The organism is Photobacterium nomapromontoriensis (assembly GCF_050336815.1).
GTDB lineage: Bacteria > Pseudomonadota > Gammaproteobacteria > Enterobacterales > Vibrionaceae > Photobacterium > Photobacterium nomapromontoriensis.
Genome location: NZ_JAKJSL010000025.1, coordinates 18,108 through 31,328 on the forward strand (window position 1 = coordinate 18,108; position 13,221 = coordinate 31,328).

The 13,221-nt window shown below is 48.1% G+C and carries 12 protein-coding genes; 9 read left to right on the forward strand and 3 right to left on the reverse strand.

Translation table 11 applies throughout. The annotated features are described in order from the left end of the window. The first annotated feature begins 38 nt into the window (after window positions 1-38). From L4D12_RS10060 to yajL, 6 genes are all read left to right on the forward strand, one after another. Window positions 39-401 (forward strand): hypothetical protein, encoded by a 363-nt coding sequence (locus tag L4D12_RS10060; protein ID WP_428447704.1) that lies wholly within the window; start codon window positions 39-41, stop codon window positions 399-401. 212 nt (window positions 402-613) lie between these two features. Then, the gene (locus L4D12_RS10065; protein WP_428447705.1) at window positions 614-1,984 is read left to right on the forward strand and encodes an AmpG family muropeptide MFS transporter; all 1,371 of its coding nucleotides are present in this window, start codon (window positions 614-616) and stop codon (window positions 1,982-1,984) included. Between the two features lie 334 nt (window positions 1,985-2,318). After that, on the forward strand, window positions 2,319-3,074 hold the full coding sequence (locus L4D12_RS10070) for an outer membrane protein OmpK (protein WP_428447706.1): 756 nt from the start codon (window positions 2,319-2,321) through the stop codon (window positions 3,072-3,074). A gap of 421 nt (window positions 3,075-3,495) precedes the next feature. Continuing rightward, complete coding sequence (locus L4D12_RS10075; protein WP_428447707.1) at window positions 3,496-4,320, forward strand: nucleoside-specific channel-forming Tsx family protein; 825 nt, start codon at window positions 3,496-3,498, stop codon at window positions 4,318-4,320. 99 nt (window positions 4,321-4,419) lie between these two features. Continuing rightward, the gene (gene panE / locus L4D12_RS10080; RefSeq protein WP_428447708.1) at window positions 4,420-5,322 is read left to right on the forward strand and encodes a 2-dehydropantoate 2-reductase; all 903 of its coding nucleotides are present in this window, start codon (window positions 4,420-4,422) and stop codon (window positions 5,320-5,322) included. Further along, a complete protein-coding gene (gene yajL / locus L4D12_RS10085) occupies window positions 5,312-5,944 on the forward strand; it encodes a protein deglycase YajL (protein WP_428447709.1) in 633 nt (210 codons plus the stop codon). Before panE ends, yajL begins: the two co-directional genes overlap by 11 nt. A gap of 369 nt (window positions 5,945-6,313) precedes the next feature. Here the strand turns inward: yajL and thiI are convergent, their stop codons facing one another. From thiI to pomA, 3 genes are all read right to left on the reverse strand, one after another. After that, the gene (gene thiI, locus L4D12_RS10090; RefSeq protein WP_428447710.1) at window positions 6,314-7,762 is read right to left on the reverse strand and encodes a tRNA uracil 4-sulfurtransferase ThiI; all 1,449 of its coding nucleotides are present in this window, start codon (window positions 7,760-7,762) and stop codon (window positions 6,314-6,316) included. Window positions 7,763-8,041: 279 nt separating this feature from the next. Continuing rightward, window positions 8,042-8,968: a flagellar motor protein MotB gene (locus L4D12_RS10095; RefSeq protein WP_428447711.1), complete on the reverse strand. Its 927-nt coding sequence runs from the start codon at window positions 8,966-8,968 to the stop codon at window positions 8,042-8,044. 9 nt (window positions 8,969-8,977) lie between these two features. Next, on the reverse strand, window positions 8,978-9,739 hold the full coding sequence (gene pomA / locus L4D12_RS10100; RefSeq protein WP_428447712.1) for a flagellar motor protein PomA: 762 nt from the start codon (window positions 9,737-9,739) through the stop codon (window positions 8,978-8,980). Between the two features lie 347 nt (window positions 9,740-10,086). Here pomA and xseB point away from each other — a divergent pair, with 347 nt between their 5' ends. The 3 genes from xseB to dxs are packed head-to-tail and all read left to right on the forward strand — an operon-like array spanning window position 10,087 to window position 13,111. Next, window positions 10,087-10,329, forward strand: coding sequence for an exodeoxyribonuclease VII small subunit (xseB, locus tag L4D12_RS10105; RefSeq protein WP_428447713.1), 243 nt, complete (start codon window positions 10,087-10,089; stop codon window positions 10,327-10,329). Further along, on the forward strand, window positions 10,322-11,224 hold the full coding sequence (gene ispA / locus L4D12_RS10110) for a (2E,6E)-farnesyl diphosphate synthase (RefSeq protein WP_428447714.1): 903 nt from the start codon (window positions 10,322-10,324) through the stop codon (window positions 11,222-11,224). The genes xseB and ispA overlap by 8 nt, the downstream gene beginning before the upstream one ends. Before the next feature lie 24 nt (window positions 11,225-11,248). Then, complete coding sequence (gene dxs, locus L4D12_RS10115) at window positions 11,249-13,111, forward strand: 1-deoxy-D-xylulose-5-phosphate synthase (RefSeq protein WP_428447800.1); 1,863 nt, start codon at window positions 11,249-11,251, stop codon at window positions 13,109-13,111. Window positions 13,112-13,221 lie beyond the last annotated feature (110 nt).

Consider the following 13,221-nt stretch of genomic DNA (forward strand, 5'->3'; position numbering starts at 1 on the left):
ATGTCACCTGATCATTAGCCTATGATCAGGTGACCGATATGCTAAAGCTCATTGCGTCTAACAGCGAACCACCCTCCTCTCACATTAACCAACATATTGCCGACTACGCCCCAGCGATAGCCCTGAGTGCCCTCGGCACAATTACCGGTGATGTCCATTACGACTCGATGAAGATCACCGTTACCGAACACCTCTATGATTGGTGGAAACTGTCTGTCCCATCAGGCCCGCCACGAGATAGCTACGAATCAGCATACTGGTATCTGATACATTTATTGGAATCACTTGAAGAGCATGAACTGCTAGGGAATAACTTTATGCAATTCAAAGTTACCGCTGTTGCCCAATATTTGCTGGGAATTGGAGAGCATCAAGAAAAGATGCAAGGGATACGGCCATAGGTCTAGGGTCTAGGGTCTAGGGTCTAGGGTCTAGGGTCTAGGGTCTAGGGTCTAGGGTCTAGGGTCTAGGAAAACGCTCTCATTGCGTTAGCACGTAAGTCCACTCTGTTTCCTCTCTCAGGGAGGTTTTTAACGGTATTTTTACTGAAGCCCCCAGTCGCTTGAGTATATAATGCTCGCCACATACCGCGATAGAATCACCAGAGGGCAATATGGCGCAATTGGTAAACAACACTCGGGGCTGGAAAATCTACTTAGAAAAGAAAGTCCTGGTTATGCTCGCGCTAGGCTTTTCATCCGGTCTCCCCCTGCTTCTGGTCTTTGGCACCCTCTCTTTTTGGCTACGAGAAGCAGGCGTCAGCCGTACCGACATCGGTTTTTTCAGTTGGGTGGCACTGGCTTACGGTTTTAAGTGGATCTGGTCGCCACTCATCGATCGCTTTCCTGTTCCTATTTTATCGTCACTCCTTGGCCGTCGTCGTGGATGGATGGTATTTTCCCAACTACTTATTATTGCATCCCTCATAGGGATGGCTATCAGTAACCCACAGGCTGATCTGTTCCAATTAGCTGTTTTTGCAGTGATTGTGGCATTTTCATCAGCATCGCAAGATATCGTTATTGATGCCTACCGGATCGAAATGGCCTCCGAAAGGCTACAAGCCGCACTCGCCGCCGCTTATATGACAGGTTATCGGCTGGCAATGATCATGGCGGGGGCGGGGGCTCTGGCTTTTGCGGCATGGTTTGGCTCAAATACTGAGTATGATCCTGCTGGCTGGCAATTCGCCTACTTCATCATGGCAAGCCTAATGCTGGTCGGCTTAATCACGGCTCTGTGTATTCACGAACCTCAGATTGATAGCTCTGCTATCGACCATATCGAGCGTGACTATCGCCAGCAACTGCTCAACAAAGGCTTGTCTCCACTCGCGGCCCGTCTTTCGGCTTGGTTTTATACTGCGGCAATCATGCCGTTTAAAGATTTTTTCGACCGCTATGGTAAACAAGCCATCTTACTACTGGCTCTCATTGGGTGTTACCGCATCTCTGATGTGGTAATGGGTGTTATGGCCAACGCCTTCTATGTCGATATCGGCTTTAGCAAAACAGAAGTGGCGTCTGTCTCTAAAATCTTTGGTGTCATCATGACCTTAGTCGGCGCCGGGCTTGGCGGAATCTTAGTCAGTAAATATGCGACCATGCGTGTTCTGGCGCTGGGTGCCATATTGTCTGCATTTACCAATTTGGCATTCATGCTCTTTACCTACATCGGTAACAGCCTGCCTATGCTAACGGTTGTGATCTCACTGGATAACCTCAGCGCAGGGATCGCCACAGCGGCCTTCATCACTTTCATGTCAAGCCTGACGAATGTTGCCTTTTCTGCAACGCAATACGCACTGTTTAGTTCCATCATGCTGCTTTTCCCGAAATTTCTTGCGGGATTTTCCGGATTGTACGTTGATCTGTTCGGCTATAACGCCTTCTTTTTCAGTACCGCATTGATTGGTATTCCCGTCCTTGGGCTCATCTATCTGGTTAGTAGGCAAGAGCAATCCCTCAAGCCTAGTACTCCATAACCGGACAAAGAAATAAGTCAACCGATTCTCTAATCATACCCCCAATACTCCAGACGCGGTCTCGTACTCAGACAGAATAAACCACACAAAAGGGTCAGTTCAGACCCTTTTCTTATTTTTCGCTCATAAAACCCACGACACATTGCACATAAAACAGACAATCCATTCCCATGAAATCAAAATGCAATCGATTACACAAGATCGAGATCACACTTAGCAAAGGATTGCGCAATCGTTACATTCCCAACTGTGACTTTAAACCATAGAATCGCCCCCCAACAGAACACGGGCATTAAAAGTCCGGCTTATAAAACACAATTATCGAGAGTTCCCCATGCGCAAATCACTAGTAGCACTGAGTGTGCTTTCTGCAACAGCAGCCCTTCCTGCACACGCTGAATATCTGTATGGTTTTGGTAACGTAAGCGTAAACTACCTAGACTGGTCAAACGGCACAGAAAACCGTTCTGGCAAAGAAGACTTCAGCTACCTAGAGCTTGAAGGTGGTGCTGGTTTTACTTGGGGTGAATTATACGGATTCGCAGATCTGGAAAACCTAGAAAACGGCGCTGACGAAGCACGTACTTCTATCAAAGGTTCAATTGCTGCTAAAACTGGTCTAAAAGAACTGCGTGTATACGGCCAGCTATACAACACTAACAGCAACAGCTTTACGGCTCAAAACACGGTTGCAGGCCTGTCTTACAACTTCAGTGGCGATAACTGGGCATTTAACCCATGGGTGGGCTTCCACCACACCATCACCACGAAAACATTTGGCCCAGAAGCAACCGGCTCATTCTCTGGCCTGAACGGCGGAATGCTGGGTTGGTCTGCAATGTACAACTTTAAAGCATTCGGCCAAAGTTTCATGGTGTCTAACTGGCACGAAACTGAATTTGCTCGTGACAATACATACCTAGCATTGTCAGGTGAAAGCGATAAGTTAACCGCTAACGGTGCGCTAGCACTATGGTGGAATATCACTGACTCGGTAACGACAGGCGTTCAATACCGTTACGCGTACAATAAGTTAGGCCAGACAGGTCACGATAACGCGATGATCTACACATTGAAGTACAACTTCTAAGTAATACTTAGCAAAAAAGCACCTTAGGGTGCTTTTTACCCTCTGTTCTCTACAAATTCCCCCCCGCCTCTCAATAGTAAGATAGAAATCACTTTCAAGACGCCACGCCTTTATGCTTCATTTTATGGGTATTTTCCTTTGTCTCGCTGATTAACCAGTCTGACCTTACGCCGCACCGACAAGACACAGCTCCAAACTTAAGATCGTCCACTATCTTTATGACTATACCCAGCGCACTCTGAATCCAGCACCTTGAAGTAACCTGGGTATATAAGGGCGTTCTTTTTATTCTCCCTTTAATCACAGCTTCTAAACCGAGGCATTTCTGGTAAGTGACGTATGCTCCCCCTACTTTTACGCTACATTCAGGCGATCTCGGAAAGAAGAACAAGCAATGGCAAATGGTTAGCGAGACGTAATAATGAAGATTCTGACAACATTCTGTATTGGCTCTACCTTCGCCTTTTCAGGCACCTGTTTCGCCGTCGACTATTCCGACGATATCCATAAAAATGATTATAAATGGCTGCAATTCAATCTGATGTACGCCTTGGAGGAACTGCCTCGATCTCCCGATGCGCATTCAGGACATGACTATCTTGAAATGGAGTTTGGCGGTCGTTCCGGCCTCTTCGATCTCTATGGCTATGTCGATGTCTTCGATTTAACGAATCATGGTGGCAGTGACAAAGATGATCGAGCAAAGATCTTTATGAAATTTGCTCCCCGCCTGTCGTTGGATGCGCTGACCAAGACCGACCTCTCATTTGGCCCTGTACAGGAACTCTATTTTGCGACACTGTTTAACTGGGATGGTGGCTATAACAAAGAGAGTGACTTTCCGCCGGTCAATAATTCATTCTGGGGGTTAGGCTCTGATGTCCAGGTTCCTTGGTTTGGAAAGGTCGGGCTGAACCTGTATGGCTTATATGACATTAACAATAAAGCGTGGAATGGCTACCAGATTTCCACCAACTGGTTTAAGCCGTTCTACCATTTTGCAAACGACAGCTTCATCGCCTATCAGGGCTACATTGACTACCAATTTGGTGCAGACAGTACCTTTAAAGGCAATTCCCAAGCCCATCATGGTGGGGTGATGTTCAATGGTTTCTACTGGCATTCAGACCGCTATTCGTTAGGCTACGGTTTCAAGCTATATAATGATGTTTACCTCATCAGAGACAGCAGTAGCTTTGAATCCACCGGGATTAGTCACTACTTCTCGGCAACCTATAAATTTTAATTCACATCATCATATGGGAGGCAATGAGCCTCCCCCATCGCGCTCTCCATCGTGGTATGATTCACGCAGACCTCACTTATTTGCAAGGAATCACCACGCGTGAACATAACGATCGTTGGTGCTGGTGCCATCGGCCGCCTATGGGGATGCCACCTAGCCGCCAAACATACCGTTCATTTCTGGACCCGCAATCAAGCGCCGCACATTACTTTTGAGTTCACCTCAAAGCATTCAGCGCTGAAACAATCCATGACGTTTAGCGCCAATCAACCCCAACAGCTCCAAGACGCCAACTGCATTATCATCGCGGTTAAAGCCTTTCAAGTCGAAAACGCCTTACTGGCCATCAAACCATATCTTGCACCTGGCGTTCCCGTCATCATTATGCACAATGGCATGGGTAGCCACCAGCAGGCGATCGCACTCCTGCCTGAACAGCCGTTATTGTATGCTACCACTGCACAAGCGGCTTTTCGCCCTGAGCCTCATCGCCTTTGCCATGCCGGGATTGGTCAAACTTGGCTGGGTGCGGTGAATGATCAAGGCTCACACTATCAATCACTACAAGACGAACTCAACCAAGCCTTGCCGCCCTGCCAATGGCATCAAGATATCTTTATCCCCTTGTGGCAAAAATTGGCGATTAACTGTGCCATTAACCCTCTGACAGCAATACACCAGTGCCGCAATGGTGAACTGGCCACCCCCCAATTTCATCACCCGTTAAACGAAATCTGTTTTGAGGTGGCGACGGTCATGAACGCCGAAGGCTACCCAGCCACTCACGAAAAGTTACGCCAGCAAGTTGATAAGGTCATCGCCGCCACTGCCGACAACTTTTCATCCATGAATCAGGATGTTTGTCACCATCGGACAACAGAAATCGACTATATTACGGGCTATCTCATAACCCGGGCTGCCGAGCATCAACTGGCCGTCCCGGTAAACCAACGCCTATGGCAACAGGTTAAACGATTGGAGCAACAATACCATGACGCATGATATCACCACCGAGCAAGCCACTCAGCCCACCATCAAGGTGGCAGTGTGTATTGCTCCCGGAACTGAAGAGATGGAAGCGATCAATACCATCAATATCTTACTTCGTGCCGGATTTGACGTGACGACAGCCAGTGCAGCATCAGATGGTGCATTGATAGTCGAGGGATCACGCGGAATTAAACTGGTTGCCGATACGGCACTGGTGAATATCGCCGATGAACCGTTTGATTGTGTGGTCTTACCCGGAGGACTCGGCGGTTCAGAATGCTTCCGTGATAGTCCGTTACTGATTGAGTTTGTCAACCAGCACAAGTATGACGGTAAGCTGGTCGCGGCCATCTGTGCGGCTCCCGCCGTAGTGCTGGAGCACCATGGGATGTATCCCTCTGCACTAATGACCGCCCACCCGGCTTTTCATGATCAAATCCCTGAATCTCGTTTTCGTAACAAGCGGGTTGTTTATGACGTCAATAATAATCTGTTAACCAGTCAAGGCCCCGGTACTTCTCAAGAATTTGCCTTAGAAATCATTATTCACTTGGCGGGTAAAAAGAAAGCCGCTGAAGTCGCAGAGCCGATGGTCGTCTGGCCTAATATGCATTTCAGTATGCGGGAAGAGTAAAGCAGGGGCAGCAGCAAAGGGGCGAGTTTACGAGGGACTAGTATCGAGGAAGAGCGGAAATAAAGAAGCGAGAAAAGCGGGTTAAAAGCGGAATAGCAGAAAGAGCGGTCCTATGGCTCTGAGGTCCTGAGGCTTTATAGTGTTATGATCCAGTTGCCCTTCTGGAACCGAACTGGAGAATGGTCGAAAAACAACGGTGTTTGTTATTGTGCTTCTCATAAGACCAAGGGCCACAGGTCCGCTCTTAATCCGCTCTTCCTCGTCCCTGTTCTTCCCGCTTTTCCTCGCCCCTTATTTCCTTTTCCATACAAAAAAACGAGCGCCAAGGCGCTCGTTTTTTATCTCGATACTCGCGACGCGAATTTCGTCTTACGGACGATACACTTTGACGTTATCGAAGCCATTTTCCTTCAGGTACAGTGCCTGCAGACGACTCATTACGCCACGATCACAGTACAGCAGGTAAGTTTTGTCCTGCGGCAGATCACCAAACTGGGTCGCCAGTTTATAAAACGGCAGGTGCTTCACTTCAACATTATCAATTTCAAGTGGGTTTTCGTCTTCCTCATCCGGACTACGAATATCCAACACGATAGTGCCTGCGTCGATATGATCAACCAACTCAATTTCAGGTGCTTTTTCTTGGCTTTCTTTTTCGATATCTCGAATATCCATCACACGTGCCTCAGCAACAACGCGCTCAAGAATAGAAAAGTCAAACTTTGCTTCTTCAGCTTCAAGTTTCGCTTTCACAGCCTTCACAGTTGGGCTCTTAGAGATCACACCACAGAACTCTGGCATGGTTTTAGCAAATTCTTCAGTGCCGATATCACGCGCAAGGCTGATAATGTCTTCTTTGTCCCAGTTGATCAGCGGACGTAAAATCAATGATTCCGTCACACCGTCAATTTGACGCAAGTTAGTCAACGTCTGGCTCGATACCTGCCCAAGAGCTTCACCCGTCACGAGAGCTTGAATACCAAATTTATCCGCCACCATACCCGCGGCACGCATGAACATCCGCTTCAGCACAACGCCCATCTGGCCGTCATCGATATTCTCAAGGATTTGACCAACAACAGGATCAAAATCAATGGCGATAAACTTCACTTTGGCCGATGAACCGTATTTCTTCCATAAGAAATGGGCCACTTGCTTAACACCGATCTCGTGGGCCGGACCGCCAAGGTTAAAGAAGCAATAATGCACTTTACTACCGCGTTTGATGTGCAGGTAGCTCGATACACCAGAGTCAAAACCGCCGGAGATCAGACTCAGTACATCTTCTTGTGTCCCTAACGGGAAACCACCAAGGCCTTTATGACGGGCGAGGACATGGTTAAGTTGCTGGTGAGACACTTCAACACGTACTGTAATATCAGGGTTCTTCAGTTTAACCGATGCAGATTCCACCGCTTGGTTCAAACCACCACCAACGTAACGCTCTAATTCGATAGAGGTAAAGTCATGTTTGCCCACGCGCTTGGCTCGGACACAGAATGTTTTACCTTCTAGCTGATCACGTACACGCGGTAGCGTCTGCTCATAAATATCATGCAGGTCAGTAAATTCTGTTTGCTCAACTTCCAAGACATGGTGGATGCCTGGCGTCTGAGTCAATACTGCCAGTATTTGCTCACGCAGGCTAACATCTGTCGATGATACTTCAATGTAGGTACGACGGTTGATAACCGCAACTGACTCAGACAAACGCTGAAGGATAATACGAAGATTGGAGTCCAAAATTTTAATAAAGCGCTTCTTAACCGAATCACTTTTTACAAAAATTTCAGGATGGGGTTTAACGATAAATTTCATAACACGCTTCGCTTCACTGGGCCAAACATATCCAAAAGGATAAAGGGATAAAAGGCGCACCAAAAGGATCAAGGGCACGGATTATACAGCAAGCAGGCAGTTGCCGAAACAAGGATATATAGCCATAACGACGAACAAGGACAATTACCTATAGTGTAGGCACAATTTCAGCCCGTGTTTTATTTTGCCGCTAACTCGATAATGGTGACAGGCAAGGTCAGCCTGGATGAAGCACTGACCTTATACCTAAAGACGCTGAATGTTAAGCAAACGAGAGGATCACTTCAGTGGCGGAATATCACTACTAACAGGATCAGTATAAAGTGGCTCACCTTGCATAATCGAAATCTCAACCCGCCGGTTTTCCTTGCGCTCTTCCGGGGTGCGGTTATTGTTCAAGGGATGCGTATCTGCTAAGCCAACCACCCGCAGACGACGATGATCAAACCCCTTCACCTGCTCCATTTCCTGAGCGACAGAGACCGCGCGCTGAGCAGAAAGATCCCAATTTGAACGATACAATTCCGAATCCAACTTTTGATTGTCTGTATTACCCGTTACCCGCACAACCCCCGGTACACCTTTCACCAAATCAGCAACCTGCCTCACTAGCGGCCTAAACTTTGGTTGCAAGAATGCCGAACCTTCCGGAAAAGCACCTTGCTCTTTAATCCGAATGACCACTTGCTGCCCAAGGTTTTCAATTTCGATCGCCCCTTCTTCTATTTCACGCTCTAATGCCTGCTTTAACACATCCATTAACTGCTCTTGTGCCTCAGCAACGTCAGGCGCACTGTCTTGGCTCTCTTCCGTGGCTACATCAGCACTTTGCCCTCCGGTTAGCTTACCCGCTTCACGCTTAGTCCCCCCCGCTCGCTCGGAGTCGCCCTCATGAAAATCCAGTGTACGCTGTGTCATATCAATGGTTTGCTGCATGATCACTTCTATTGGGGTAGGCTCAGGACGCCCGGGACGGAACTCCTGTGCGATCACGCTGGTACCTTTAGGAATATCCTTCACCTCCAGCATATTCTGGACACCAAATGCATATTTCATTGAACCGGCAATCTGCCTGAACTTCAGCACATCCATCTCTGAAAACGACAACAGTAGAACGAAAAAACACATCAATAGCGTCATCAAATCCGAGAACGTCGCCATCCATGCAGGCAATCCGGGTGGGGGGCATTTCTGTTCGTCGTCCATTATCCCGCCTTAATCTTCGCCACTAATGGTACGTTTTTTCTCATTGAGGTAATTTTTCAAATAGCCATCAATAACACGGGGATTCTGGCCATCCTGAATAGCCAGTATACCGTCGAGGATCAAACGCCGATTCAGCTTTTCCTCGTTCTTACGTAAATCCAATTTAGCGGCAATTGGGAGTAACAACATGTTCGCCATAATCGCACCATAAAGCGTGGTCAACAAGGCAACGGCCATCGCGGGACCGATAGATTTCGGGTCATCCATATTCGATAGCATGGCAACCAGACCAATCAAGGTACCAATCATCCCCATCGCAGGTGCCACATCGGCCAATGCCTTAAAAATACTGATCCCAACCTCGTGACGCTCGTTGGTTAATCCGATATCTTTTTGCAACGTTGAACGCACAACATCTGCATCATGACCATCGACCAACAAATCAACGCCTTTACGCAAAAATGAATTTTCTACATCCATTTCTTCCAGAGCGAGAAAGCCTCCTTTACGAGCAGCATCTGCCATCTCAACAATTTTGGCTATCAGGTCTTCAGGATTATCCATCTTGAACATGAAAGCCTTAGCCGCAATTTTCGCAGCCCCCAAAAATTGACCGATACTGTATTGCATCAGGGCAACAAATAAAGAGCCACAACATACGATCAGGATCGACTGGGTATCAACAAACATCCCTAGATTGCCACCTAGCACCATCGCCATGATGACAAAGGCAAACGATCCAATTAATCCTATAAGCGTCGCCAAATCCACTTGATAGTCTCCAATTTGCTACTTGTCTGAATGAGTTCTATGTGGCGCATTGTATCTGGGCGCTACCAGGCTTTCAAAGTCATACTGCCGAAAGCACTGCATTCGGTCACGAATCACACCTAAAATGCGGACCATGGGGAGAATATCTTCAACCCGATCCGTAACGATCCCTCTGAGACAGACCAAAAAGTCTCTTGCCCATGTATCGGCACAAACGGCGTTTGATTTAGCTTTCTCATGGTAAAAGATGAAAATTACTGTCTGTGACACAGATTACTGTGAGATAATTTGACCCAGATTACGCTCTACGTTATTTTTTTGGGCATTAATAAAGAAGCGACACCATTATGGCAGCCAAAAAACCAGAAAATATGGCTTTCGAAGCCGCACTGGATGAACTCGATAGCATCGTCAACGAGCTAGAGTCCGGAGATATTGCGCTGGAAGATGCGCTGAAAAAATTTGAACGCGGTATTGCACTAGCACGAAGCAGTCAGCAAAAACTGACTCAGGCAGAACAGCGAGTGGAAATTCTGCTTCAAGCAGATGATCACGCTCCCCTTACAGAATTTGATGCAGGCAATGAATAACATGCGGTCACTGTCGCAGTCTCTGCATGACTACCAATTGCGTAGCAACCAGCAGTTAGGACAGTGGATTGACGCACAGCCTTTTGCTGACCAGTCTCTGATCCAAGCCATGAAGCACGGCGCCTTATTAGGCGGCAAACGTGCTCGCCCATTCCTGACGTATGCCACAGGCGAAATGCTGGGCGCGCGTACTGAAGATCTCGATACACCGGCAGCGGCTGTTGAATGTATTCATGCGTATTCACTGATCCATGATGACCTGCCCGCGATGGATGATGATAACTTGCGCCGCGGCCAGCCCACTTGCCATATCGCCTTTGACGAAGCCACGGCCATTCTGGCGGGTGATGCGCTACAAACTTTAGCGTTTGAAGTGCTAGCAACCGGACAACTGAGCATTGAGGGGAACGCGAATCGAGTCGCAATGATCACCGAACTCGCTCACGCCTCTGGCGCACGCGGTATGTGTATGGGCCAAGCGCTAGACCTTGAAGCTGAAGGCCGGCACGTTGGTCTTGAGCAATTAGAAACCATTCATCGCCACAAGACCGGCGCCCTGATCCGTTGCGCTGTCCGACTGGGCGCACTGGCAGCAGGCGCCAAGGGACTTGCCATCTTGCCGTTACTTGACCAGTATGCCAATGCAATTGGGTTGGCGTTTCAAGTTCAAGACGATATCCTTGATGTAATAAGTGATACCCAGACCCTGGGTAAACCACAAGGGTCTGATATCGAGCTGGAAAAAAGTACCTATCCTGCTCTACTCGGGTTGGATGGCGCCAAGGCAAAAGCTCAACAACTGTATCAGCAGGCATTAGATGCATTGAATGCGATACCTTACAATACAGATCAATTAGAAGTTTTTGCCCGATACGTCATCGAGCGCAATAACTAATAACAGTAAAGCGCCGTGAATCTTATGACACTGGATATATCAAAATACCCTCATCTGGCTCTGTCCAATACTCCGGATGAATTACGCCTGCTGCCAGTAGAGAGCCTACCTGCAGTGTGCGATGAACTACGTACTTATTTACTTAAATCAGTGAGTCAGAGTAGCGGCCATTTTGCCTCCGGGCTGGGTGCCGTGGAACTGACTGTTGCCCTGCATTATGTATACAATACCCCTTTTGATCACTTGATCTGGGACGTTGGCCATCAGGCTTACCCACATAAAATTCTGACGGGTCGCCGTGATCAGATGACCACTATCCGTCAGAAAGGAGGGGTTCACCCATTCCCATGGCGTGAAGAGAGTGAGTATGACGTATTGTCTGTCGGTCACTCATCAACGTCGATCAGTGCGGGACTGGGGATGGCGATTGCTGCAGATAAAGAAGGCTTAGGCCGTAAGGTCGTCAGTGTGATCGGTGATGGTGCTATTACAGCAGGCATGGCCTTTGAAGCAATGAACCACGCGGGTGACGTCCATCCCAATATGCTGGTTATTCTCAATGATAACGAGATGTCGATCTCGGAAAATGTCGGTGCGCTGAACAATCACCTTGCACGCCTGCTCTCTGGCAGTTTGTACACGACAATCCGTGAAGGTGGCAAAAAAGTACTATCTGGCGCGCCACCAATCAAAGAATTGGTCAAACGTGCTGAAGAACACCTCAAGGGTATGGTCGTACCGGGCACCATGTTTGAAGAGCTCGGCTTTAACTATATCGGCCCGGTTGACGGCCATGATGTTGAAGAACTGGTTAAAACCATTAAGAACATGCGTAACCTGAAAGGACCGCAGTTCCTGCATATCATGACCAAGAAAGGCAAGGGCTATGCGCCAGCCGAAGCTGATCCGATCAACTACCATGCTGTACCTAAGTTTGACTTAACCCAAAACCCGATCCCGAAAGCCAAGAGCCAACCAACATTCTCAAACATTTTTGGTGACTGGCTTTGCGATATGGCAGCGCAAGACAGTAAGCTGATGGCGATCACGCCCGCGATGCGCGAAGGCTCTGGTATGGTTCGCTTTTCTAAAGAATTCCCAGAGCAATATTTTGATGTTGCGATTGCTGAACAACATGCTGTCACACTCGCCACCGGTATGGCGATCGGTGGCTACCATCCTGTGGTGGCGATTTATTCGACCTTCCTGCAGCGTGGCTACGATCAATTAATCCATGATGTTGCCATCATGGATCTGCCAGTTATGTTTGCTATTGACCGTGGTGGCTTGGTTGGTGCAGACGGTCAAACTCATCAGGGCTCTTTCGATCTCAGTTTCATGCGCTGTATCCCCAATATGGTAATCATGACCCCGAGCGATGAGAATGAGTGCCGCCAGATGCTCTATACTGGCCACCAGCATCAAGGGCCAAGTGCCGTGCGCTACCCTCGCGGCAGCGGTACCGGTATTACACCTGACGTTGAGATGACAGCCCTGCCGATCGGCAAAGGTATTGTTCGTCGTGAAGGCCAGAGTATTGCTATCCTAAACTTTGGCACTATGCTCAGCTACGCACTGGACGCGGCAGAACAGTTGAATGCGACAGTGGCAGACATGCGCTTTGTTAAACCGCTGGATGAAGCCTTGATCCTAGAGTTGGCGACAACTCACGATGTACTGGTCACCGTGGAAGAAAATGCCATTGCAGGTGGCGCCGGTAGTGGCGTGAATGAGTGCCTAATGAAACGAAAAGTGCTCAAGCCAGTACTCAACATCGGTTTACCGGATCGTTTCATTGAACAAGGTACACAAGCTGAACTACACGCCATGCTTGAACTTGATGCGGCGGGTATTGAGAAGCAAATTCGCGAATATATCGCTGATTAAGCCTCACTTACTCTCTCCATCCCTATAAAGCACCAAACACCTCATGACTGAGCAATCAGTATGAGGTGTTTTTTGTTTATGAGCACATTGATGCCATAGCGACACACTCG